The organism is Sporomusa acidovorans, assembly GCF_900101845.1.
In the GTDB taxonomy this organism is placed as follows: domain Bacteria; phylum Bacillota; class Negativicutes; order Sporomusales; family Sporomusaceae; genus Sporomusa; species Sporomusa acidovorans.
Map to the genome: position 1 here is coordinate 38,620 of NZ_FNAM01000027.1, position 25,839 is coordinate 64,458.

The following is a 25,839-nucleotide window of genomic DNA, read 5'->3' on the forward strand; positions in this document are numbered from 1 at the left end:
AACATAATATGCCGCAACTAAGTTGGGTGTTCCTAACATAAAATGTCAGACGAAAGTCCTAGATAACTAGGACTAAGATGCATTCCTTTTCTATTATCAGTTTTGTATAATAATGGTAGGCACAAAAAAGGAGGCCATTTTATGCTTATCAGCGAGATAACTGCCGGTATGGTACTGACACAGGATATTGTTGATGACAATGGCAATTTGCTCCTGGAACAGGGGATTGCCCTTACTGAACAATACATAAGCCGCCTTAAGCAACTGGGAATAACCAATATTCCTGTTTTTGATTCTTGCGCAGTCAGCTTAAAAAACCACACAGTTATTATGCCGGAACTTCGCAGTGATTTAACCAACTGCTTTCGGTCACTGTATGATAAAAAAACCCAAAGTATAATACATGCCGGCCTGCATTCCTTAGCGATCCAAAAAATCCGCTACACCATTGGACAGGTTATTGATGAGACGGAAAAGAACCTGGGAGAAATTGTGAATATTCAGGTACGCCAACCAGGTCAAGACGAAGTCGCTCACGCTGTTAACGTCTGCCTTATGGTGGTAGCGACAGGGCTTTATATGCGACTGCCACGACCGGTACTTATGGATTTAGCGCAGGGGGCTCTTTTTCCTGACCTGGGTAAACTGGTTTTACCGGCTCCCGACGGACCGGCAGCTTATCCGGAGCACTTGCACCCAATTTACGGACAGCAACTTTTACTTAAGAATAAGTTGGGTACCCTCGTGGCCCGGATTGCCGCTGAGCATCATGAACGTTATGATGGCGAAGGCTATCCTGCCGGCTTGGCCGGCAGAGAAATTCATCCTTTGTCCCGTTTAGTGACTATTGCCAACTACTTTGACAACAACATTGCTTGTATATCCAAAAGTGGCGGTTCCCGCAATACGGTTATGGAAACTATGCTGGCCAATGGCAATACTATGTTTGATATGTATTTGCTGCGGGCTTTTTTTCATACAACACCGCTCTATTCTGTTGGCTGCTTTGTCAGGCTAAATACCAACCAAAAAGCTTATGTCATAAAAAACAGAGTTCATTTTGCAGCAACCCCGACTGTACACGTTACCACAAAAGGCCCGCGCAGAGACTGTCCGGCTATTAACCAAATCGTCGATTTGGCTATAAAACCCCAGCTTTTTATTATAAATGTAATTGCCGAGTAAATAATGATCGTCACGCTGGCTGCGTGACGATCATTATTTACCCCACTTTTTTGCATTAAAACGCCACCACAACATAGCACTCCGAATCAAATAGTCGCCGGCGGTAATATACCAGGCGGCTGTTACGTCATAGCCCCAGACACGAATAAATAAATACACCAGCGGCAGGCGTATCAGCCATACCCCAAAAGTAGTAATATACATGGGCCAGCGTGTATCCCCCGCCCCTCTAAGAGCTCCGGCAAGAACAAAGCAGACGGCCAAAGTAGGCTGCTCCAGAACGGAAATCATAACACATAAGGTACCCCAATAAATAACATGCGGATCGGCGATAAATAAACCAGTCAACGGTTTAGCCAATACAAAAATGACCACTCCGACCACCGACATTCCCAGGCAGGCAATTCGATTGGTGAGTCTGGCAAATTGTACGGCCCGGTGAGGCATGCCTTTACCCAAATACTGGCCGACAAGCGTCATCGACGCTACCGAAAAGCCAAAACCCGGCATAAATGACATGGACTCAATCTGAATAGCAATCTGATGGGCGGCAAATTGTAAGGCGCCTACGCCGGCCAGCATAAACGCAAATGCCATCCGGCCGCTTTGCATCGCTAATTGTTCTAAAGCAGCCGGTGCACTAATCTCGACAATGCGTTCAATCACCTTATTACGGATAACCAGAATATGCCGCCAGGCTAACCGGATATTTTTAAGTCTGTTAAGCACAGCCAAAACTGCCAGGGCGCCTGCCATTTGAGATAACCCAAGACCCCAGGCGGCACCATACGGGCCCATGGCCGGCAGGCCGTGCCCGAAAATCAGTATGTAGGAAATCAGTATGGCGGAACTATTACTGAAAAAAGTAATATAAAAGGCCGTCTCTGTTTTGCCCATGCCGCGCAAAGCGGCATTGCCGATCGACATGACTAAAAACCAAGGTGTAAACAGCAGCGTTACTCTAACTAAGCCGGCGGCCAATTCGGTCACTGCGGGCTCTGCCGCTGTTAACCCCAGTGCAGGCGCAGCTAAAAACCAGCCAACAACAGCCAATACTATGCCTAACATTGCCCCAAGCATAATGGCTTGACCCACAATATTCCGTACTTCCCGCCAGTTGCCTGCTCCCGTTTCGCGGGCCACAATGGCCGCTGCCCCCGTACCGGCCGCGGCAAATACCATTGCCGCCGAAAATTGCATCATGGTGGCCAGGCCAACGGCAGCCAAAGGCACGGCCCCCAATCTGCCTACCATGGCAGTGACCAGCGCATTAACCGCCATAACGGCCACCCCTTCAAAAATCACCGGCCAGGCAAGCTTTATAATTTGCCGCCGCATATATGCTTTTATCGAAACAATCACTATGGAAGCTTCCCCCTACAAGGAATTTTATGGAATATCCGGTTTTCTTATATTGTACTAACCGTACAAACTGATTATAATAAGAAAAGCTAAACTAAGTAAAGATGGTGAACAGATGCAAATTACCGATATCCCTGTCATTATTGCTCATGAGCTGGCCGTTAAACCCCAGCAGGTAACGGCCACCATAAATCTTTTGGATGACGGCAATACCGTACCGTTTATTGCCCGTTACCGCAAAGAAGCCACAGGCGAGCTCAACGAGGAACATATCCGTACGATTGAAGAGCGTACCCAATATCTCAGGAATTTTATTAAGCGTCAGGAAGAAATTCTCGCAAGTATTGAAGCCCAGGACAAATTAACCCCGGAATTAACACAGGCTATTCAGTCTGCCACTAAATTGCAGGAATTGGAAGACCTTTATCTGCCTTACCGGCCGAAAAAACGAACCCGGGCACAAATCGCCAGGGAAAAAGGCTTGGAACCTTTGGCGGAAATTATGCTGTCCCAGCAGCTCACCACAGGCGACTTACTGGTGATTGCGGCCGAATATATCAGCGAAGAACAAGAAATAACAACTGCGGAACTGGCACTAAGCGGTGCTCAGGATATTATTGCCGAAACGGTCAGCGAAGAGGCCGCTATTCGTGCGTTGCTTCGCAAAGAATTGTGGCAAAAGGCGGAAATCGCCACCCAATTAAGCGTAGACGAGGCGGAAGCTAAGGAATTCCTGACCTATAAGGAATACCGCGAACCGGTCAGACATATGCCGTCCCACCGGATCCTGGCCGTAAACCGCGGCGAAACCAAGGGAGCACTGAAAGTAGAACTTGCCATTGACCATGAGGCTAATATTCGTTTGATTGCGGGCAAAATTATTACGGCCGACTCTATCTGCAAACAAGCCATTACCGACGCTATTGCCGACGGCTATAAGCGACTGTTGTTTCCGGCACTGGAGCGGGAAATTCGCGCCTTGCTGACGGAAAATGCCGAAAAACAGGCCATTCGGGTATTTGGCCTTAATTTACGTCCCTTATTATTGCAAGCCCCGCTCGCCGGCCACACGGTTATGGGACTTGATCCCGGTTACCGCACCGGCTGTAAATTGGCAGTAGTCGGCCCAACCGGTGCCGTTTTGGCAACCACTACTCTTTATCTCACGATGAGTGACCGTCAGCGTCAGGAAGCGGAAACCAAAGCACTTGCACTCATCCGTACGCATGGTGTTACGCTCATTTCTATCGGCAATGGCACCGCCTCCTATGAAACCGAAGAATTTGCCGCTAATCTTATTAGTACCAACAACCTGGATGTTCACTATATTATCACCAATGAGGCCGGCGCATCGGTTTACTCCGCCTCAAAACTGGCAAAAGAAGAATTACCTGATTTAGATGTGTCCATCCGTGGCGCGGTCTCTATTGCCCGCCGCATTCAGGACCCGCTCGCAGAGCTGGTCAAAATTGACCCTAAATCGATTGGTGTTGGCCAGTATCAACATGATGTAAACCAAAAGGAATTAAGTGAGACCCTGACCAATGTCGTCGAATCCTGTGTTAACCATGTTGGTGTAGAGCTTAATACCGCTTCCCCCGCGCTGCTCACCTATGTAGCCGGCATTAATGCCGGCGTCGCTAAAAATATTGTGGCCTACCGCACGGAAAACGGTCAGTTTAAAAGCCGTAAAGAACTGCTAAAAGTCACCCGGCTGGGTAAAGCAGCCTTCACCCAATGCGCCGGTTTCTTACGAATTGCCCAGGCAGGCAATCCCCTTGACAACACTCCGGTCCATCCGGAATCCTATGAATTGGCGGAGTCCATTTTGGATAAACTCGGATTTACGTTACATGATTTGTCCGACAAGACCAGATTAGCCGCCCTCCAACAAGCAGCTCCAGCTGCCGACGCCGCCAAGCTGGCAGATGAACTTAAAGCCGGCGAGCCGACAGTCCGGGACATTCTTGCCGCCTTAGCCAAACCGGGCCGTGACCCACGTGAAGACGTGCCACCGCCCCAAACCCGGAAAAATATTGTAAAATTATCGGATATTACTCCTGGCACCCTGGTAAAAGGCACTGTCCACAATGTAACCGATTTCGGCGTGTTCGTTGACATTGGTATAAAAATCAACGGTCTTATCCACCGTTCAGAGCTCAGCTATAAACGTTTCCGGCATCCAACCGACATCGTAGCGGTAGGCGATATCATTGACGTCGTTGTTATCAGCGTTGACGAAGAGCGAAAACGGATCGGACTCAGTCTCAAGCAAGTGCCCAAAGAGTCGTAATAAAGTAGACTTAGCTTCAGGTAGGGTTTCAGCCCCATCTGAAGCTAAATCTCAGGATAAAAAGAAGCCTTGTATCCCGCGATGTTATTAGGGATACAAGGCTTCTTGGCTACTCACCGCCCTGCAGTACGTCAAACGGAGCGTTGCGGTAAACTATTTTTTCAATAGCGGCTCTCAACTCATCGCCGGTCGTTCGCAATAAATAAATCTGGCCTTTAAGTGCACTGACAAGAGAATCTTCCTGAATCTCATTTAAGTTTATAGCTGTGCTTAAAAGACTGGCCGTAATACCGGCATGTGCGGCCGCCACACCTGCCATCAGATCACTGACTACCAGCTTATCGACCATACCGACAATTGTTTTGCCAATCTCCATTACCTCCAGACAGGAACGGGCCGTTTCCACCGGTATTTCAGCCGCTTGCTTAAGGGCTTTTTGCAGAGCCAGGTTCCGTACCTGTTGTTTCTCCACCGTTGTTGCCGGTAAACCGGCGGCAGCCAGTAACCCCCGCAATGCCAGGGCATCGCGGTCAATTAGTATGGTCAGCTCGATATGCAGCCTGGCCAGATCAGCCTGCTTAGCGACAAGGATTTCATTACCTTCCGCAGGCTTTCGATCTTTTAGGGAATAGGCTATCGCCATTTCTAAGAGTGCCGCCGCCATAAGCCCGTATATGGCTGCCGTGCTTCCCCCGCCCGGCGGTACCTCGTCAGAAGCCAGTTTGGCAGCAAAGTCACTGATACTTAATGAACTCAACATCATGGATACTCCCTTTCTCTTGCGGCTTATCGTCGTTCAGGCCTGACTATTGCCTGTTTTTCAATCCACACTGACAAGAAACTGATAGTGCGGCTGTCCGCCAAAATACAGTTCTACTTCCAAACCTTGCAGTTCTTTGCCAACTTCTTTAACCAGTTCCGCTGCTTCCCGGTCGCTGAGCTCAGCCCCATAATACAAGCTGACCATGCTGCTGTCTGTTCCCGCCAAATACAAAATAAGTTTTTTCAAGGCAATATCCAGTTGCCCGGACCACACTGCCACACTGCCGTTAACTACGCCGATATAGGAACCTTCCGGTACATTCCGGCCTTCTACCGTCGAATCACGGACAGCCATTGTCAGACTGCCTGCCTTAACGGCTGCCTGAGCCGCTGTCATCCGTTGTAGATTATCTTCCAAATTGTTCTCAGGGTTAAAAGCCAGGATAGCAGCCAGCCCCTGCGGCACATTTGTTGTCGGCAAAATAGCTACCCTGTCTCCCAATAACTTTTTGACCTGTGCCGCCGCCAGCACAATATTTTTATTGTTTGGCAAAATAATGTATTGCTCGGCCGCCCCATTGTGCACAGCCGCTACAAATTCTTCTACCGGCGGATTCATGGTCTGCCCGCCGGAAATAATCATGTCAGCGCCTATTTGCTGCATAATGGCAGTTAAGCCGGCTCCCGCGGCCACGCTGATGACAGCCAGCTTGGCCTTGGCGTGATTCTTTACGACCGGTGCCGCCGGCACCTCTTCGGCCTCCATGATTTTCCGGTGTTGATCCGCCATATTGTCAATCTTGATATCATGAAGCGTTCCCCAGGCAATGGCCGATTCTAAGACGTCCCCCGGATGCGCCGTGTGAATATGTACTTTCAACATACTTTCACCGGGCGCAAGTACCAAAGATTCGCCTAATTGTTCTAATTGCCGTTTAACCTCAGCCAAGCCGACGGCAAACCTTTTTACAATAAACTCGGTGCAATAAGGATGGGCAATCGTTGTATCGGCTGTTATCCCCGGCACGGTCAATGTATGGCCAAAGTTAGCCTCCGGCCCGCAATCCCTGCCTTCCAGCCCTTCCAGACAGCCATTCAGAAAACAAATCAGCCCCTGGCCGCCCGCATCGACAACACCGGCAGCCTTAAGGGCCGGCAGCATGTCCGGGGTCTTACGCAATTCCGCCTGGCCGGTGGCAATGGCTTCTTTCAAAATATCGGCAAAAGCGGCATGCTCCCGCACCGCCCGGTGAGTCCCTTTGGCCGTCGCTTTCGCCACCGTTAGTATAGTGCCTTCTACCGGCCTGGCGACAGCCCGATACGCATACAGAATCCCGTATTGAAAGGCTTTGCCAACCTCAGCGGAAGTCGCCGTATCCTTTCCCGACAGGCCTCTGGCGATACCGCGGAAAAACTGAGACAGAATAACACCGGAGTTACCTCTGGCGCCCATGATCGCACTATCGGCCCCCCGGCGGGCCAGAGAACCGATTCCCTCATCAGGAGCCTCAGCTACAGCCTTGGCTACCGCTCCCAGCGTCAACAGCATGTTGGTTCCGGTATCACCGTCGGGAACGGGAAAAACATTTAAACTGTTGATATATTCGTGCTCCCGCATAAAAGCACCATAAGCTCCGGCAATCATGCGGCGAAAATCCTTACCGTTAATGACATCAATACTCGGCTTCATAAAGTTTCCCCCTCTGCCACAGTATCTCTAAACCCTGCTTTGAAAAATAAGTCCAATCACGCCTGGCCCCAAGTGGGCAGCGATTACTGAACCAAGTGCCGCCGTTGAGACCGGCACACCGGGGTAACGCTGACGAATGGCAGCAACCATATCTTCAATGGCAGCAGGTGCATCCCCGTATACTACGCCAATATACTCCAAAGTATCCACACTGTCAAGCTCTTCCAGCATACGGGCAATAGCCCGTGATCTGGTGCGAACTTTATCCAAAACCTGGATGCTCGCTGCGCGCAAGGTAAGAATCGGCTTAATTTGCAAAATCGAGCCAAATAGAGCCGCTGCCCCGCCGATGCGGCCGCCTTTATGCAAATAATCCAGAGAATCAACAATAAATAGCGTGCGGGTAGCAGCAGCCATCTGCCGCAAATGTCCGGCAATTACCTGCGCCGGGTTACCCGCGGACGCCATTGCCAGGGCCTGTTCCGCCATTTTTAAACTGCCAAGAGCGCCGGTACAGGAATCAATTACATAAATCTCCCGCTCCTTAAAATCTCTGGCGGCCGTCCTGGCCCCATTAAAAGTGCCGCTTAACCCGGCAGTCAGACAAATCATAATAACCGGCTCACCTGCCGCTGCCGGTGCAAAAGCCTGAATGAATTCGCCCGGTGAGGGCTGCGAGGTCCGGGGATGCACTCCCTTTTCCCTGGTCAGCCGGAACAGTTCTGCCGTAGTTAATTCGGGTTCACTCCATTCGTCTTCCCCAAGAATAAGCTTAAGTGGTACCACATGAAGATTGGGATGCTCGCTGAGCATCTTTCCAGGTACATTCGCTGTACTGTCAATTACAATATGTATAGGTAACAATGCAAATAGTCCCCTCTCCTAATCCCTTAAACTATATTTTACCAAATAATCGCCGGCAAATACACAAATATATTGTTATGATTTCCCGACAAAAATCCTAAACAAATCCCTAAATCTTATTAAGGTTGACAGGAAATAGGATATTGCCCGGAGAAATTATCTACAAACGGCTTAAACGTATTTACTTATTTTAAGTATATAACACTGAATAAGGAGTAACCTCATGGACAAACAACTCCTCTTTGCCTTGGATATTGGAACCCGCAGCGTTATCGGCCTTGTCGGGGAAGACGAAAACGGCACAGTAAAATTAATTGCGTCGGACCGGGAAGAACACCATACCCGCGCCATGCTTGACGGACAGATTCACGATGTCCGGGAGGTAGCTGAAGTACTAAACTCTGTCAAAACACGGCTGGAAGCCAAAACCGGCAAACTGACCAGAGTCGCTGTAGCGGCTGCCGGCCGGGCACTGTGTACCCTGAGGATTTCAGCCGAACTTGATGTCAGCACCCGGGGAACTCTGACCCCGGAGGACGAACGTTCGCTTGAGCTGGCTGCTATTCAGACAGCCCAGGCTGAGCTGGCTACTTCAAGAACCGTCCCCGAACCTGCCGATTATTATTGTGTCGGCTATAGTGTGGTGAACTTCAGCTTAGACGGTACCCGGATTAAAAGCCTTGTCGGCCAGCGGGGCAAACATTCGGCCATTGAGGCTATTGCCACCTTTTTGCCGCGCCAGGTTATTGACTCCCTGCAATCAGCCATTGAAACTGTCGGGCTGGAAATGGCCACCCTTACCCTCGAGCCGATTGCCGCCATTAACGTACTGATTCCCACTACCATGCGCCACCTCAATTTAGTACTGATTGACGTTGGCGCCGGTACCTCCGACGTAGCCATTACCCGTGACGGTTCGGTCATTGCCTACGGTATGGTTCCTTTCGCCGGCGATGAAATAACCGAAGCTATCTCCCAAAAATATTTGCTTGATTTCAATGTCGCCGAAACAGTCAAACGTCAATTGAATGGTAAAAATAAAAAGATTTCCTTCACCGATGTGCTCGGCATGGCCCAAAAAGTTGCCGCCAAGGAAATTATTGAAGCCATGGCGCCGAAGGTAGGCGAACTCGCGCAGGCCATTGCCGCAGAAATTATCGCGCTTAACAACGAACGTCCGCAGGCCGTGCTATTAGTCGGCGGTGGTGCACTGACACCGCTCTTGCCGGAAGTTTTGGCCGAAGCACTGGATATTCCGGCCACCCGGGTAGCGATTCGCCGGCCTGATTCCATTGAAGGAATTACCGGTATACCGGCTAAACTATGCACACCTGATTCCGTAACACCGCTAGGTATCCTGAAACTGGCCGGCGGGCGCACTTTAAACTTTATTAACATTACCGTTAATGAACGGGCCATCCGTTTATTCAACCTAAGCCGGCTGACAATAGCCGATGCTTTATTGGCTGCCGGTATTGACATTCGGGCTTTGCGCGGACGCCCCGGCATGGGCCTGACCATTACCGTTAATGATGAAACCATGTTTATTGCCGGTGGCCATGGCAGTCCCGGTGAAATTGCAAGGAACGGTCAACCGGCCAAATTGACTGATATACTAGAGGACCGGGATAGCCTTGTCGTAACTCTTGGTACGGATGGAGCAACACCGGCACCACTCTTACAAGATATTGCCCCGGCCACCGAGCCGTTAATGATTACGCTTGACGGAAAAGAATATCAATTAGCGCGACAAGTTACCATAAACGGAGTATTAGCCACGCCGGATACCGTACTGCATGACCGTGATCAAATTTGTGCCAAACCTACGCTCACGCTAAAAGACGCCCTTGGTCAGCTGGCGCATGAGCCTGTTCCCGCCGAATATACGTATCAAATAAACAACACGGAACGCTCTTATAAGATTTGGCCTCAATTTTCTATTGACGGCACCCAGGCATCGCCTGACACGCCCTTAACTGCTGGCAGCGTAATTGAAATTCTGAAACCACCACCGCCTACATTGGCGGAAATGCTGGGAATTGACAGTGAAGTCGATTCTTCCATCACAGTTTCGTTTAATGGTTCTCCCTGCATTATCCCCCTCCAGCGTCATACGATTTTGGTAAACGGAAAACCGGCCGACATCAATCAGCCGGCTGCTTCCGGCAGTCATATTGATTTTACCACCTCGCCCGAACTGCAACCCCTAATCAGCGATGTACTGCTGGCTGCTGATTTTGATCCCCGCAGCCTGCCGATTACTGCCAGGGTAAATATCCTGCTGAACGGCATGCCCACAGAATACACTGCGATTGTTAAAAACGGCGACAGCGTTGAAATTAAAATTGAAACCAAATAGGAAACTTGGTTTATATTATGCTTCTATATAACGCCTGTGTCCGCAAACTTCTTGAATGCGGATATATAAGAGAGTTCCCTATCCGGTCGCAATAAGCTTAATAGGCTGAAAAATTTGTCGTAAGGACGTGATGCATATCACATTCTCACGACTTTTTATCCCCTATAATAAGACCATAAGTTCAACAACAAGGGGGATATAAAAATGAGTATGTTTTGCTACCAATGTGAGCAGACCGCAGGCGGTATCGGCTGCACCAAGGTTGGTGTCTGCGGCAAAAACGAGGATATTGCCAGCTTGCAGGACACGCTGCTTTTCGGTCTTAAAGGAATTGCCGCCTATGCCCATCACGCGCGGGAGTTGGGTGCCCGTAGCGAGGAAGTTGACGCTTTCGTTCACGATGCCCTCTTCTTCACCCTGACGAACGTAAACTTCAGTCTGGAAAAACATATCGAAATGGTGCTCAAATGTGGCGAGATCAATCTCAAAGTCATGGAGTTATTAGACAAAGCCCATGTCGCGCACTTTGGCTCACCCGTACCTACCGAGGTATTTACCGGCTTTAAAGAGGGGTTTGGCATTCTGGTTACCGGCCATGATCTGTTAGACCTGGAAGAACTCCTCAAACAAACCGAAGGTACCGGCATCAATATCTATACGCACGGTGAAATGCTGCCGGCCCACGCCTATCCTGAGCTCAAAAAATACAAACACCTTGTCGGCAATTACGGTACCGCCTGGCAGAACCAGCGCACAGAATTCGAAGCCTTTCCTGGCGCCATACTGGTAACGACGAACTGCGTAATGCCGTTAACGGCCAACCAAACCTATGGTGACCGCATCTTTACCCGCAGTGTAACCGGCCTCCAGGGCGGCAACCATATTGCTGATCGCAACTTCTCCGACCTGATTGCCAAAGCCCAAAGCCTGCCGTCTTTGCCGGCTAAAGCCGGTGCCTATACCCTGACAACCGGGTTCCATCACAATGCCATTCTTGGTCTGGCCGACAAAATTGTGGAAGCCGTCAAAAACGGTAAAATTAAGCGCTTCTTCCTGATCGGCGGCTGCGACGGAGCCAAACCTGGCCGTAATTACTATACAGAATTAGCCGAAAAGATACCCCAGGATTGCGTAATTCTAACAGTGGCCTGCGGTAAATACCGTTTCAATCATCTTGACTTCGGCACAATTGACGGTATTCCCCGCCTGATCGATCTTGGTCAATGCAATAATGCCTACTCGGGTATCCAGGTCGCCATTGCCCTGGCCAAAGTATTTAACTGCGGTGTAAACGACCTGCCGCTCTCCTTTATCTTATCCTGGTTTGAGCAAAAGGCGGTTGCTATCCTGCTCACCCTGCTGCATCTTGGCGTGAAAAACATTCGCCTTGGCCCATCGGCTCCGGCCTTTGTAACACCGGGAGTATTCAAGGTGCTTAGTGATAACTTTGGTCTTCAGCCAATTACAACACCGGATGAAGATTTAAAAGCAATATTAGGTTAAAAACAACACATCGGCTTGCGCTTTGCCAAAAGGCTCGCGCAAGCCGATGCTGTATGTAGCCGGTCCTGTTAAAATACCGCACATTGATTGCGGCCTTGCCGTTTTGCCCGGTATAAGGCACTATCGGCCTCGCGGAAGGCATCCTGGCAAGCCACGCTGGGGCTCTTGCGCGCCACGCCAATACTAATCGTAATGTTAACGCGCTCCCCATGATGAATAAAATCTGAGTTGGCTACCTGAAAGCGTAGCCTTTCGGCAATCTTAAGCCCTAGGTCAAGCGAGGTCCCCGGCAGTACTAACGCAAACTCTTCGCCCCCATAGCGAAAAGCCATATCCTTGCTCCGGATACTCTGCTTTATCATTCTGCCGATTGTCTCCAGCACCTGATCGCCGAATAAATGCCCATGCGTATCATTCAATTTTTTAAAGTAGTCAATGTCAATAATCACTAATATATACTGCTGCAAATCGGCAGTTTTCTCCAAATAAGCCCGATGATTTAACAAACCTGTTAATTGGTCCGTATGTGCCAACTCATAGTGATGGGCATTCTCCCGCATAAGTTCGGCAATTTGTCCTTCATTTTTTGATTGAACTTCTACCACATTGCGCATATAAACGGCCGTCAAGGTTAACATGACAAATCCTATCGTATTATAGATTATCTCAAACCATAAGCCTGTAGACAAGCGGCTGCTGGCGAAAACCTGAGCAGTGACATAAACAAGCGCAATGACTAGCATCATGCGCACAGCCCGCCGGCCCCCCACTTTCAGCACCATCCGCACTAACAACAAATGATATAAAACACTGCTGTACATTGCACCGCTTACTGTAAAGCCGGCACACAATGCCAAATTAACGAAAAATTCCTGCAAGTGTGGTTTAACCTGCCGCAAACACAAGCTTGCGTTATAAAATATATACACAATAGCCAGTCCGGTTATCATCCACCAGTGCGATTCTTGATTGAATACGGCAACCGCCAAGGAAAACAAAACCGAAATACCACTTACTTTGCGAATAAAAATTTGCAGTTGTAAAGCGGGGTCACCCCACACCGCATACTCGTGTTTGGTTGCACTCATTTTTTCTCAAACTCCTTAAGCTTGCGCCGAGCCTTTTTGAAACCCTTGACTCTAAAAAAACGTTCTGTTATTGGGTCACTTTAGGAGCATGTACCAATTCTATATATCTTTTATTATCCTCGTTTTGGAGCAAAAAGTAAAGTACCGTTATTTAACAATTCAGTAAATTACATCCATTTTTCTGGCTCTGGATTTACGTCACATAGAGAATCCCCCTGTATACGACATATACGTACACAGGGGGATTATTTTACATCCGCTGTTATCTTTTTGCGTAATACTCCGCAACTTTCTTAAAGGCATTGCCGCTGGCGGCAATCGTGGCTTCAATATCTTCCTGAGTATGAGCACCGGACATGAATGCTGCCTCAAATTGCGACGGTGCAAAATATATTCCCTGCTCTAACATCGCATGGAAGTAAATATTGAAAGCAGTTACGTCTGAACGTTTAGCACTGTTATAATCATAAACAGCCTGTTCATTAAAAAAGAGACCAAACAATGAACCGGCTTGGTGGAACCGGAAATTAAAGCCGCATTCCTTAGCTTTGGCCCGCATGCCGGCACACAGCGCTGACGTATTGGCCGTGATCTTTTCATAGAAGCCATCGGTATGTGCCAGTAACCGCAATGTTGCCAGTCCAGCCGTCATCGCCAAGGGGTTACCACTCAGCGTACCTGCCTGATAAACCGGTCCGGCCGGCGCAATCAGTTCCATAATATCTTTCCGTCCGCCGTAAGCGCCGACAGGCAGTCCCCCGCCAATAACCTTACCCAGACAAGTAAGATCCGGTGAAATATTATAGACCTCCTGCGCGCCGCCAAAAGCAACCCGGAAACCGGACATGACCTCGTCAAAAATCAGTAGTGCGCCATAGTGTTCGGTAATCGCCCGTACTTTTTCCAAATAACCGGGTTTCGGTAAAACCAATCCCATATTACCGGGAACCGGTTCGATAATGACAGCGGCGATTTCCTCTCCCTGCTTTGCGAACAGGTGGCTTAGTCCTTCCGCGTCATTATAGTCAACCGTCAGGGTATTACTGGCAATCGCCTCCGGAACACCCGGACTATCGGGAACTCCCAGCGTGGTTGCCCCTGATCCGGCCTTAACCAGCAGACTGTCATGATGACCATGATAACAGCCGGCAAATTTGACAATTTTATTGCGTTTTGTATAGGCTCTTGCCAGTCTGAGAACACTCATTGTGGCTTCTGTACCGGAATTAACAAAACGAACAAGCTCAATGGAAGGAACAACTTCGGTAATCAACCTGGCAAGTTCTGTCTCAATGAGAGTGGGAGCCCCGTAACTGGTACCGCGTTCTATGGCTTCACGAAGCTCAGCGGTTACCTCCGGATGGGCATGTCCCAGAATCATCGGGCCCCATGAACCCACATAGTCAATATATTCATTACCGTCAATATCATAAACCCGACTGCCGCTTGCCTTGGCAATAAACGGCGGCGTACCGCCAACTCCCCGAAAGGAACGGACAGGACTGTTAACCCCGCCGGGAATATATTGCTTTGCCTCTTTAAAAGCTGTCGCTGACTTATTTAGTGAAAATGCCATTGTATTCTCCTTTCTGGAACGTTTACCCTATAACCATTTTACCGCATCAAGTGCATGATAGGTAATAATAATGTCAGCACCGGCACGTTTCATGCCTGTCAATGTTTCAATAACCAAGCGCGGCTCATCAATCAGCCCCTGCGCAGCAGCCGCCTTAACCATAGCGTATTCCCCGCTCACATTATACACGGCTAATGGCAGCATAAACTCATCCTTGACCTGACGGACAATATCCAAATACGCCAAAGCCGGCTTAACCATGACAATGTCCGCCCCTTCTTCAATATCAAATGCAACCTCTTTAAGTGCTTCCCGGGCATTGGCCGGATCCATCTGATAAGACTTTCGATCACCAAATTGCGGAGTCGAATCAGCCGCTTCGCGGAAAGGGCCATAATAAGCGGAAGCATATTTGGCTGAGTAAGCCATAATACTGATATCACTGTAACCCGAATCGTCCAACAATGACCGGATAGCGGCCACTCTGCCGTCCATCATATCGGACGGAGCCACCATATCCGCTCCGGCTTGCGCATGGCTTAGCGCAACTTTAGCAATAAGCGGCAATGTAGCATCATTATCCACTTTTTGGTCGTGGATAAGGCCACAATGACCATGGCTGGTATACTCACAGAGACAGACATCACTAATGACAACCAGTTCCGGCACAGCCTGCTTAATAGCGGCAATCGCCAGTTGCACCGGACTCTTCATGTCCCAGGCACTACTGCCGCATTCATCCTTGTACTCAGGCAAGCCAAACACCAGCACTGCCGGGATGCCTGCGGCGTATGTTTCCCGTGCCAGTTCAACCGCCTTATCAGGCGATAAATGGAAGTTTCCCGGCAAGGCGGCAATTTCTTTTTTTATATTTGTTCCAGGCACGACAAATATAGGATAGACCAAGTCGCTGGCTGTCAGCCGGGTCTCCCTTACCAAACTGCGTATGCCCTCACTAACTCTAAGCCGTCGCGGGCGATAAATCATCGACATGGTTATTCCCCCTTATACAATGCGGTAATAGCTTCAATTAATCCCTTTATGGTATATTCTTCGGCAATAACATCCGGCTGAATGCCATGGGCCAAACAGGTTTCGGCCGTAATCGGTCCAATACAGGCAACCTTGGCTTTGGCAATAAGCCGTGCGCCATTTTCTCCTAATAACTGCAACAAATTCGTCACGGTTGACGAACTGGTAAAAGTAACAAGCTCAATCGTGCCTTGCGCTAATTTTTCCGCCAGTTCTCTCCCGTTGGTATCAGCGGCAACCGTACGGTATGCGGGTACAACTTTCACGTCTGCTCCCAATGCCGCCAATTTTTCCGGCAAAACATCGCGGGCCACCAAAGCCCGGGGGATTAATACCTTCATGCCCGGCTGGAGATGTGGTTCCAGTGCCTCCGCAACCCCTTCGGCCCGGAACTCAGCAGGAATAATGTCGGCAACAATACCATAGTTTTTCAGTCTGGCTGCTGTCGGCGAACCAATGGCGGCCACCTTCGCGGCAATGGCTCTGGTATCAAGCCCCGCGGCCCTCATCCGGGAAAAGAAATGCTCTACACCATTGACACTGGTAAAGATCAACCATTGGTAATCATCCAGCCTGGTGATGGCCTTGTCCAGTTCCTCATAGCTTGCGGGCGGCACAATTTTGATCGCCGGCGCCTCGATACAATCGGCACCTAATCTTGCCAGGCCGTCCGTAAGCACGCTGGCCTGTTCCCGTGCCCGTGTAACCAGTACTTTTTTGCCAAAAAGCAACCTATTATCAAACCATGCCAGTTGCTTACGCAGCGCGACAACCTGGCCGACAATAAAAATCGCGGGCGGCTTTAATCCTCTGGCCGCCTGGGCCGCCCGGGCAACCGTTGTCACCAGCACTTCCTGTTCCGGCTTGGTTCCCCAGCGAATAACGGCTGCCGGCGTATCTCCCGGGCGTCCGTTTTCCAGTAACTTGCCGGTAATATGGGAAAGATTCTCTACCCCCATGAGAAATACCAGGGTATCCACGGCCGTGGCCAGCTTATCCCATTGAATGGTAGATTCTGCCTTGGCAGGGTCCTCATGTCCGGTTATCACGGCAAAAGAAGTCGCAATGCCCCGGTGGGTTACCGGAATACCGGCATAAGCCGGCACAGCTATGGCCGAGGTAATCCCGGGGACAACCTCGAATGGAATACCATGTTCCAGCAGTTTTAACGCTTCTTCGCCGCCGCGCCCGAATACAAACGGATCGCCGCCCTTAAGCCGGACAACCACCTTATTGGCTAGTGCCTTATCCACCAGCAACTGGTTAATATCCTCCTGGCGCATCGTGTGAGCACTGGCAGCTTTCCCTACATAAACAAGTTCCACATCCGGCCGGGCATGATCTAATAGCCGGTCATCAGCCAACCGGTCATACACAATGGTATCCGCCTCTCTAATACACTCTATCGCTTTTAGACTAATTAGCCCGTAATCGCCAGGACCGGCGCCAACTAAGTAGACAATTCCCTGCTTCATAGAATCCTCCCTTGTTTAACAAAACTATGCATAATAAAAGTAGGTTTAGCTGCCGGTGGGCAGCCTGTCCGCAAGTCAGTCGGCAAACAACTTTGCCAGGATCTCGCGTCCACCCTTATCCAGCATACGTACAGCCAGGGTGTGGCCCAGGCTCGCCGCTTCGACAGGATTTCCCCCAATCCTGTCCCGGACAGCCTCTTTGCCGTCAGGAGACATAATAACAGCGTTTAAGGTAAGTTCATTCTTGGCCTCAAACTGACCATAAACACCTATCGGGATTTGACAACCGCCTTCCACTTCCGCCAGAAAAGCACGTTCTGCCAGTGTAGCCTGGCGGGTTGCCTCGTGGTTTAAAAACGCCAGCATAGCCAGCGTCTCTTTGTCATTTTCCCTTGCCTCAATGGCTAAAGCCCCTTGTCCGACAGCGGGCAGACAGACGGTGTGCGGCAATATTTCGGTAATCTGTTGATCCCAGCCTAACCGTTTTAGGCCGGCAACCGCCAAAAGAATGGCATCTAATTTTTCCGTTGTCAGCTTTTTCAGTCTGGTATCCAAATTGCCGCGCAAATCAACAATGGTAAGATCAGGACGGGCATTCAGCAGCTGCGCCTTGCGCCGGAGGCTGGACGTGCCTACTCTGGCGTTACGCGGTAAATTTGCCAGTGTTTTATACGCGGGACTTATTAGCGCATCGCCCGGATCAACCCGTTCCGTCACCGCAGCCAGTATCAGGCCGCTTGGCAATTCGGTAGGCATATCCTTTAAACTATGTACAGCCAGATCAATATCCCCCTGTAGCATGGAGACTTCCAATTCCTTGGTAAACAGTCCTTTGCCGCCGATTTTAGCCAGCGGCACATCCAGAATTTTATCGCCGGTTGTTACCATATGCTTGAGTTCTATCGTTACCTCAGGGCAGTGCTCCCGCAGGCGGGCAGCCACGTGATTGGCCTGCCACAAAGCCAGCTTACTGCCGCGCGTACCGATGACAAGTTTTTGTTTCACGGTCTCGTTCCTCTCCTCGCTGATCTTCCCGGTCCACTTCCAACGCAATGTCCAGTTTGAATAATTTACGAATAGCGTCCTGGTAGTAATACTCCTTGTCCGTCCCTGCAGCTTCGTGCAGGCGGATAATCGGATCACGCAGCAGTTTTCTGATAATCATCTTGGACATGTTCTCTAAAATCCGCCGTTCATCAGGCGTAATATCCGGCAGTTTGGTTAAAGCCCGCTTGATTTCCCGCTGGCGAATCCGTTCCGCTTTGTCTGTCAGCCTGGCCAGTGTCGGCCGGTAAGATAAATAGCGGAACCGTTCGATAATTCCGGCCATTTCTTCATCCACCAGCCGTTCGGCTTCAGCGGCCTCCTGCTGCCGTTCCCGCATATTGGATTCAACAACAGCTTCTAAATCGTCAATATTATACAGGGTTACGCCCGCAATGGCGCCAACCTCGGGTTCGATATCCCGCGGTACGGCGATATCAATAAAAAAGATCGGCCGCCCCTGCCGTTTGGGCATGAGGTGAGCTACGTCCCAGGTTTGAATAATGTAGTGCGGCGCACCTGTGGAAGTAATAACAATATCCGCATCAACCGCACATTTTAAGAAGTCCTCAAAGGGCACGGCGACACCGCGAAATTTATCGGCCAATGCCAACGCCCGTTCAAAATTGCGGTTGGATACAAACACAGTTTTAACACCGCTCGCGACCAAATGGCGAGCCGTCAATTCACTCATCTCACCCGCCCCAAGCACTAATACATTAGAGGCTGACAAGTCCCCCAGCACCTTCTTGGCCAGTTCGACGGCGGCATAGCTGACCGACACCGCATTATAGGCAATCCGGGTAGCTGTCCGCACCTTCTTCCCCACCGCGATGGCCCGGTTAAATAACGTGTTTAAAACTGTGCTGGTCGTACCGGCAATCCGGGCAATCGCATACGCCGACTTTACCTGGCTGAGGATTTGCCCCTCCCCCAGCACCAATGAATCCAGACTGGCGCTCACTCTGAACAGGTGGCGGATGCATTCCTCTTCCTGATAATAAAACAGGTAATCGTAACTCGTCTCCGCCAATACATTAGGCGCCATGTGATCAAGGAATTCCTGCATAACCGCCAAAGCATCATCGGCATCTTCCACAACGGCGTACATTTCAGTCCGATTACAGGTAGACAAAATAACACATTCACGAATATCGTCATATTCGTGAAGACGCCTATAGGCCGCTTTAATTTGTTCTTCTGAAAAAGAGAAGCACTCCCGGACTTCCACCGGAGCAGTTCTATGATTCAGGCCCAGTACAACAAGCTGCATGTCGTATTCTCTCCTCCGCTTCGTTAAACTTGCCTTGTTTAAGTAAATCAAGCGCCTCAAGGTCAATCGTTTCACGCCAGAATTTTTCCCGTTCTTTCGTTGTTGCCAAACGTCCTTTAAGTTCTGGCCTCAGCTTGGCAATGAGCGCTAAATAGTGGCCGTATTCCGGGCCGTACCTGGCAGCGATCTCTTCCCGTAACCGCCTGGCCAGGGCCGGGCTCCCGCCGCCGGTCGATATGGTAAGCAGTAAGTCTCCGCGCACAATATGGGCCGGCACATAAAAATCAGACAACTCCGGCGCGTCCGCTACATTAACCAAAGCCCCTGCCGCCTGAGCGTCCTTAGCTGCTTGCCGATTTGCCGCCGGCTCATTGGTAGCACAGAATACCAAAAAAAAATTATGTAGATCACCGGCTTGGTAAACACGGGCTACCCAAGCCAGACGGCCGTTCTCTTGAAGTTGGCTCAGCCCCGGAGTCAGTACCGGACTAAAAACAGTCACTTGGGCACCAGCCGTTATAAGTGATTTTACCTTGCGTTCCGCTACCGCCCCGCCACCGATAACGGCGCAGCGCCGCCCGGCAAGTTTTAAATTTACGGGGTATAACTCCATTTACCTCACGTCCTAAAATAGATGTTACCTCATAATAAATATCTTACCACATTTCGTAACCAAACGGTAATTTTCCCTTATCCTGCGCATAAAACTAGTCTATAAAAAATTGCTTTACAATAGGAAAACTCCTGACCGTTACAGTCAGGAGTGAATAATCAGTAAGCTAATAAAAATATCCTGGCGGTTAGCCAGGAGTGAATAGACTAGATGCATGAACAAATGCCTACTGAATCCCCTCCCCAATACCTCGTGGGTAACAAACGGTGATTGTCAGACAGGCAGTTCTCCTGACTCCGGATCGTCGCTTGCCTAAACCTTCCCAAGACCTGTCATCCCAGTGGCGTATCTTAAGCTTGCTCCCCGTTACAGTGGCGGGACCGCGCCGGCTTTTAACCGTTCTTCCCTATTAAGCCATTGGCACCTATCTCTTAGCTATTTGATTTTTATTTTTACAATAACACTTATATGGTGAATTGTCAACCATCCGGGCTTGATTTCAAAGCGAAATTAATCGGTCCTGGTCGTAGGGAGCGACGGTTTTCCCGGCAACCCAAAATAAGCTTCCAATACCCGGCGGGTAATTGGTGCGGCGGCCATCGATCCCTCCCCCCCCTCTTCCACAAATACGGCCATAGCAATCTCGGGATTTTCTGCCGGCGCATAGCAGACGAACCACGAATGCGTGGTTCCCCTCCCGGTTTCAGCCGAACCAGATTTTGCCGCCACCGTTCGGGGGAAACCCTGAAATACCGCTGCCCCCGTGCCACGAGTGGTAACTGCTGTCATTCCCTGACGGATAATGTCCCACACCTCTGGTCTAAGATATACTGTTCTTATGACCTCCGGCTCAACCTTTTGCACCAGATTTCCATCTTCGGTTAAAACTTTGTCTACAAGCACAGGTCGATAAGCGATACCACCGTTGGCAACTGTCATAGCCGTTACAGCTTGCTGTAACGGCGTGGCTAAATAGTAGCCCTGGCCAATGGCGGCAATCAAAGTTTCACCCGGATACCAGGGTTCATCATAGGTTGCCTGCTTCCATTCAGCAGTTGGAACCAAACCTTTTTCTTCTCCGGCCAGCTTAATTCCCGTTGCCTGTCCATAACCAAAAGTCAAAGCATAGGCGGCTAAGTTATCTACGCCGATACGGTTGCCCAGTTCGTAAAATACAGGGTCGCTCGACCAAGCCAGAGCGTCGGCAACCGTTAATTTCCCCAGACCTTTGGTCTCCCAGCCGTAAAAACTCCAGCCGTTTAGGACATAGACTCCCTTATCATCAAAAACTTCCTGGGGAGTCGTTACCTGCATCTCCAAAGCAGCCGCAGAAGTTACTATTTTAAAGACGGAAGCCGGCGGATACGCACTTTGAATGGCACGGTTTGTCAGGGGGTTATTCGGATTGCTGAGCAGTTGATTCCATTCCCGGCTACCGATACCGCTCGCAAACTGATTGGGATCAAAACCCGGGGCGCTGGCCATAACCAGCAAACCGCCTGTTTTAACATCAAGCACTACAACGGCACCTCCTTTTGCCTGCTGTCCCAGTGTGCGGCTTGCTGCCACTTGTGTATGTAAAGCTTCTTCGGCGGCTTTTTGCAAATTTGCATCCAGTGTAAGGACCAGAGCGTGACCGGGTACAGCCGGTTGATTACCCAACGGCCGCACATCCTCCCCGACAGCATTTACTTCCAGTTGCCGTCCGCCTTCTATCCCCCGCAGCACCGTTTCCCATTGCTGCTCCAGGCCGTCTTTGCCGATTAAATCGTTGGGATGGTAGCCCTGATCTTTCCGGGCGGCGTACTCTTCCTGACTGATATTGCCTACATATCCCAGTACATGGGCGGCCAGTTCCTTGTATACATATTGTCTAACGGGGATGGCTTCAATGAGTACTCCCGGAAGATAGTCCTGGCGCTCCTCAATTTTGGCAATCGTGGCTGCATCAATATCCCGTTTAATGCGTACCGGCGTATAAGGAAACTCGGCCGTAGCCTGCAACAGTTGATTAATTTGGTCTGCCGTTACGCCGGTAAGTGCTGCCAAAAGCGGCGTAGACTGCTGAGGGTTGCTGTATTCGCTGGGAATGATCGATACGGCGAAGCTTGGTCTGTTCGCTACAACAACCGCACCGTTTCTGTCATAGATCGTGCCGCGCGGCGCCTGGGCAGTGATCTGCCTGGTACGGTTCTGGTCGGCTATTTTTTTATACTGAGCTCCCTGAAACAACTGCATCCACATCAGCCGAAAAATAAGAGTCAAAATGATTCCGATAACAATAACCGCCAGTATTTGAATTCGTCGGCTTCTCTCGTCCCACATCCGGTTCACCTTTTCTTTTTACATTACCGCACTTATATAATATCCAATAAAGATTTACCGTCAGGGTGTTTGTGAAAGTGAAAAGCAAGCGCCAACGCTGGAGTATTACCAACACCCCTGACAAAAGAAAATCTTTATTGGATTTCCTATAGTATTGGCTAAATGGGCAAAAAATAAGCCTGGCTTCCGCCAAGGCGGAAGTCAGGCTTATTTATAAGGCTATTGGCCAAATATTCTCCGGTTAATCCGTATAGTCCTTGCCAACAATAACTTGAACAATATTAGCACGGCTGCTGTCATTATTAATCTGCAGGGCATAATTGAAAGGCAAACCGGTTAATTTGCTGCTGGCTTCACTGCTATTAGCGACAACCAGCGTATTTTTATTGGCTGATCCGGAACTGCCGGAGACACTGACAACTGTATAACCCCGTCCTTTTAGTGCTGCTGCCATTTTCTCGCCGGCACCCGCAACACCGCTGGCATTAACCACTTCAAACTGCAACTTACCGGCAGACCCGGATTTAGAGTCGGCAGCCTTGCTTTTATCGGTTGCTGCTGCCTTATCCGCTGCCTTTTGGTCTGTGGTTCCCGGTTTTTTAGTCGCTGTGGCATCAGCCGGCTTTTTGGGTGTTTCAATAATTTTCATTTCTTTAGGAATGGATCGCTCATACTGGCTGGCCGTGGTACGCACTTCTGCAAAATATTTATCATCGGTAGTCATGCCTTGCGATGCTGCCACATAGGCCCGCAGTTCAGTTATATCAGGCAGCCAATAGCTAACGTCGTCGATATAGGCGGGTTTTCCCGGCACCATTGCCGCTTTCAACCCGGATTTAGAAGCATCACTTAATAATTTAGCCAGTTTCAACATATCGGCTGTTGACATATCGGTCGTAACAGCGGAACTTACCTCCCGGATAATCCCTGGCACCCGCGGCAGAATCAGCGGGCTGGCAACTTCGTTTAACATGGCTTTAATAAACTTTTGTTGGCGGGCAATCCGGCCAATATCCCCTTCTTCATCCCGGTAACGCACATATTTAATGGCGGTACGCCCATCCATTTTTTGCGGGCCAGGCTGAAGGTCAATCACTAAATTGTCATAAGGATCTTCATAATACATGCGTTTTTCGACGTCAATCGTTACACCGCCGACGGCATCCACGATTTTGTTAAATGCCGAAAAATTAACGAGAACATAATAATCCATCGGGATACCCAGCAGGTCTTCAACGGCCTTCTGCGCCAGTTTATGACCGCCAAAGGCAAAGGCATGGTTAATCTTGTCCCAGCCATGACCGGGGACCTTGACTCTGGTATCACGCGGCACTGACAATAGTGACACTTGTTTGGTCGAGGTATCTACCGTAACAACCATCATGGTGTCTGACCGGCCGGCATCATCGCTGCGCTCATCAACGCCCATTAATAAAATATTAATTTTATTCGGCAGCCCTGGCGTGGCGCCTGCCCGCCGGGCCTTTTCAAATGTGCCGCCAGTCGCCCAATAATAAGTGGCCCCGGCAACACTAATAAACAAGAGTAGGCAAGTTAGTATAAGCAGAAACCGGTTACGCCGGTTTTTTCGCTCATTCGTAAGTCGTTTTTCGAGGCGTGATGCCATACACAATCACCCTTTCCTCATCCTCTGCAGCATATTGTCCCACAACAAGACAAGCCCCCTCAAACCGGGGGCTTGCTTGCAGTATAGCAAATTTTGTAGTTTTACGTCAAGAACTTTTTCCTGGTAATTTGTCAATAACCGCCTTGACCTTGCCGGCCATGGTAAGTTCCTTATCCCGGCGGTCATCGATCCGAATGGATGTCGACACCCGCTGTGCCCCCGCAGCAAAGGGGCTTTCGTGCATTTGCCGGATAACCTCCAGAATTCTGTCAAGGTCACCCTCAATAATGGTGGACATAGGTGTTAATTGATACTTGACATCGCTGGCCTTTGCCAGTACCCGGTGACAGCCGGCTACATACTGACTCACACTGGGCGTACCAGTGCCTAGAGGAGCGATGGTTACTTCAACAACAGCCATATGGTTTCCCTCCCAAAATTAAAGTATTTACAGGCTGTATTCGCTCTCTGCGCAAAAAAACCTGCCATTTATGGCAGGTTCCGTATTATTTGGCCTTGGGAAATTTTTTGTCAATTGTTCCCCATATTTCCGGCTGCTCCTGACCTAAGCGCCAGACAGCAATGCCGGCCGGATTATATTTGGCTACAACATCCAGTTTGGCGGCCGTACTCTTGTCATTTTCATACCAGACTTCGTGATCTTTGTATTTAAAATAAGGAGCTTGACTCTTTTCATCATAGCTTATTTTTACGCCGTTTTTTTCCGCCAGCACAATGGCATCCGCATATTTTATCGTTTCACCTTTTTTATCCACCCAGTCATACCCATAGGCACTAACCCCGATAATCACTTTATGCGGACCGCCGCACTTTTCGATTGCATATTTAATATTTTTTTCATACCAGTCGATGGGAGCAATAGGGCCAGGGTCGGAAGTAGCCCAGTGGTTATCATAGGTCATGATCTGAAGGAAATCAGCATTAGCCGCGAGCTGCGGATAATCATAGGCGCCTGATACGTCTTCCGCCACATCTACCTGGGGAAAGACCGAAATAATGACTACCTTATTGATGGCCTTCATTTTAGGATAAAGTTCCGCCATAAAGGCTGTAAGATTATCCCTGTATTTGGGTGGCAGCAATTCAAAATCAATATTAATGCCGTCATACCCTTTTTCTTGAACCATCTTAACGATACTGTCCGTTACCTTGGTTCGAATAGCCGGGTCCCCCAGTATAGCATCGGTGGCACCGGTTTTATTTGTTACCAGCGGATACATTCTAAGCCCTAGTTGACGGGCCGTGTCATAAACCAACTGGCTGTCCCTGGCTTCCAGCGTTCCGTCCTGCGTGGCTCTGTACCAGAAGGGACCGACTGCCGACATGCTGGCCGCATGGGCTTTCATACTGGGAAAAGAACCTGTTTGATCCGGAGTTCCCGGCCAGGGATTTTCATAATAACCTATTACCATTCGCGGCGGCATCACAACATTGCCTGGCGCGCCAGGAGTAGATTGTTTGGCCTGATCACCCGGCAACGGCTTGGGGGCCGGTTTGTTAGCGGTGCTACAACCGCCAACAGCAAGTGCAGCAATGACAAATAAAATGAGAAGTATACTGGCGATTATTCTGTGATACGTATTGACGCGCAAAATTGTCACCCTTTCCAATACTAATGTTGAAGCACTTCAACATTAGTATTGGCTAAGTGCGGTTTCTTATGCCTGACAATTTTTTTTGCTGCTCAATGCCTCCATAACGCCAAGGGGTCCGTAGGGCAAAAGTCAAACCCCGGTTTCGCAAAAAA

Annotated in this window: 19 protein-coding genes and 1 riboswitch; of the genes, 4 read left to right on the forward strand and 15 right to left on the reverse strand. The window is 49.7% G+C overall.

The window, feature by feature from the left end:
- Positions 1-141: 141 nt before the first annotated feature.
- Entirely contained in the window at positions 142-1,185 is a 1,044-nt protein-coding gene (locus BLR65_RS17615) for an HD-GYP domain-containing protein (protein ID WP_093795498.1), read from the forward strand.
- A gap of 33 nt (positions 1,186-1,218) precedes the next feature.
- On the opposite strand, the gene BLR65_RS17620 is transcribed toward BLR65_RS17615, so the two are convergent.
- Entirely contained in the window at positions 1,219-2,547 is a 1,329-nt protein-coding gene (locus tag BLR65_RS17620; RefSeq protein ID WP_245692871.1) for an MATE family efflux transporter, read from the reverse strand.
- Positions 2,548-2,662: 115 nt separating this feature from the next.
- Here BLR65_RS17620 and BLR65_RS17625 point away from each other — a divergent pair, with 115 nt between their 5' ends.
- The gene (locus BLR65_RS17625) at positions 2,663-4,840 is read left to right on the forward strand and encodes a Tex family protein (RefSeq protein ID WP_093795499.1); all 2,178 of its coding nucleotides are present in this window, start codon (positions 2,663-2,665) and stop codon (positions 4,838-4,840) included.
- A 109-nt stretch (positions 4,841-4,949) separates the two neighbouring features.
- Here BLR65_RS17625 and BLR65_RS17630 read toward each other — a convergent pair whose 3' ends face one another.
- From BLR65_RS17630 to BLR65_RS17640, 3 genes are read right to left on the reverse strand one after another with little or no spacing between them, the layout of a single operon-like run.
- On the reverse strand, positions 4,950-5,603 hold the full coding sequence (locus tag BLR65_RS17630; protein ID WP_093795500.1) for a cyclodeaminase/cyclohydrolase family protein: 654 nt from the start codon (positions 5,601-5,603) through the stop codon (positions 4,950-4,952).
- A gap of 57 nt (positions 5,604-5,660) precedes the next feature.
- Positions 5,661-7,292: a DAK2 domain-containing protein gene (locus BLR65_RS17635; RefSeq protein WP_093795501.1), complete on the reverse strand. Its 1,632-nt coding sequence runs from the start codon at positions 7,290-7,292 to the stop codon at positions 5,661-5,663.
- Between the two features lie 27 nt (positions 7,293-7,319).
- Complete coding sequence (locus tag BLR65_RS17640) at positions 7,320-8,156, reverse strand: DegV family protein (protein WP_245692873.1); 837 nt, start codon at positions 8,154-8,156, stop codon at positions 7,320-7,322.
- Between the two features lie 223 nt (positions 8,157-8,379).
- Between BLR65_RS17640 and BLR65_RS17645 the strand changes: the two genes are divergently transcribed.
- The gene (locus BLR65_RS17645; RefSeq protein ID WP_093795502.1) at positions 8,380-10,515 is read left to right on the forward strand and encodes a cell division FtsA domain-containing protein; all 2,136 of its coding nucleotides are present in this window, start codon (positions 8,380-8,382) and stop codon (positions 10,513-10,515) included.
- A gap of 204 nt (positions 10,516-10,719) precedes the next feature.
- The gene (hcp, locus tag BLR65_RS17650; protein WP_093795503.1) at positions 10,720-12,018 is read left to right on the forward strand and encodes a hydroxylamine reductase; all 1,299 of its coding nucleotides are present in this window, start codon (positions 10,720-10,722) and stop codon (positions 12,016-12,018) included.
- A gap of 68 nt (positions 12,019-12,086) precedes the next feature.
- Here hcp and BLR65_RS17655 read toward each other — a convergent pair whose 3' ends face one another.
- From BLR65_RS17655 to BLR65_RS17705, 11 genes are all read right to left on the reverse strand, one after another.
- On the reverse strand, positions 12,087-13,106 hold the full coding sequence (locus BLR65_RS17655; protein WP_093795504.1) for a GGDEF domain-containing protein: 1,020 nt from the start codon (positions 13,104-13,106) through the stop codon (positions 12,087-12,089).
- Positions 13,107-13,368: 262 nt separating this feature from the next.
- Positions 13,369-14,682, reverse strand: coding sequence for a glutamate-1-semialdehyde 2,1-aminomutase (gene hemL, locus BLR65_RS17660; RefSeq protein ID WP_093795505.1), 1,314 nt, complete (start codon positions 14,680-14,682; stop codon positions 13,369-13,371).
- A 27-nt stretch (positions 14,683-14,709) separates the two neighbouring features.
- On the reverse strand, positions 14,710-15,675 hold the full coding sequence (hemB, locus tag BLR65_RS17665; protein WP_093795506.1) for a porphobilinogen synthase: 966 nt from the start codon (positions 15,673-15,675) through the stop codon (positions 14,710-14,712).
- A gap of 2 nt (positions 15,676-15,677) precedes the next feature.
- Complete coding sequence (gene cobA, locus BLR65_RS17670; RefSeq protein WP_093795507.1) at positions 15,678-17,189, reverse strand: uroporphyrinogen-III C-methyltransferase; 1,512 nt, start codon at positions 17,187-17,189, stop codon at positions 15,678-15,680.
- Between the two features lie 75 nt (positions 17,190-17,264).
- Positions 17,265-18,194: a hydroxymethylbilane synthase gene (gene hemC / locus BLR65_RS17675; RefSeq protein ID WP_093795508.1), complete on the reverse strand. Its 930-nt coding sequence runs from the start codon at positions 18,192-18,194 to the stop codon at positions 17,265-17,267.
- On the reverse strand, positions 18,157-19,506 hold the full coding sequence (gene hemA / locus BLR65_RS17680; protein ID WP_093795509.1) for a glutamyl-tRNA reductase: 1,350 nt from the start codon (positions 19,504-19,506) through the stop codon (positions 18,157-18,159). Before hemA ends, hemC begins: the two co-directional genes overlap by 38 nt.
- The gene (locus tag BLR65_RS17685; protein WP_093795510.1) at positions 19,475-20,119 is read right to left on the reverse strand and encodes a precorrin-2 dehydrogenase/sirohydrochlorin ferrochelatase family protein; all 645 of its coding nucleotides are present in this window, start codon (positions 20,117-20,119) and stop codon (positions 19,475-19,477) included. The genes hemA and BLR65_RS17685 overlap by 32 nt, the downstream gene beginning before the upstream one ends.
- A gap of 263 nt (positions 20,120-20,382) precedes the next feature.
- Positions 20,383-20,562, reverse strand: a riboswitch (cobalamin riboswitch).
- Positions 20,563-20,629: 67 nt separating this feature from the next.
- Entirely contained in the window at positions 20,630-22,444 is a 1,815-nt protein-coding gene (gene mrdA, locus BLR65_RS17690) for a penicillin-binding protein 2 (RefSeq protein WP_093795511.1), read from the reverse strand.
- 241 nt (positions 22,445-22,685) lie between these two features.
- Positions 22,686-24,071 (reverse strand): LCP family protein, encoded by a 1,386-nt coding sequence (locus BLR65_RS17695; RefSeq protein WP_093795512.1) that lies wholly within the window; start codon positions 24,069-24,071, stop codon positions 22,686-22,688.
- Positions 24,072-24,177: 106 nt separating this feature from the next.
- Positions 24,178-24,492, reverse strand: coding sequence for an MTH1187 family thiamine-binding protein (locus tag BLR65_RS17700; protein ID WP_093795513.1), 315 nt, complete (start codon positions 24,490-24,492; stop codon positions 24,178-24,180).
- Positions 24,493-24,577: 85 nt separating this feature from the next.
- Positions 24,578-25,693, reverse strand: a complete 1,116-nt coding sequence (locus BLR65_RS17705; protein WP_093795514.1) for a glycosyl hydrolase family 18 protein — start codon at positions 25,691-25,693, stop codon at positions 24,578-24,580.
- Positions 25,694-25,839: the final 146 nt, after the last annotated feature.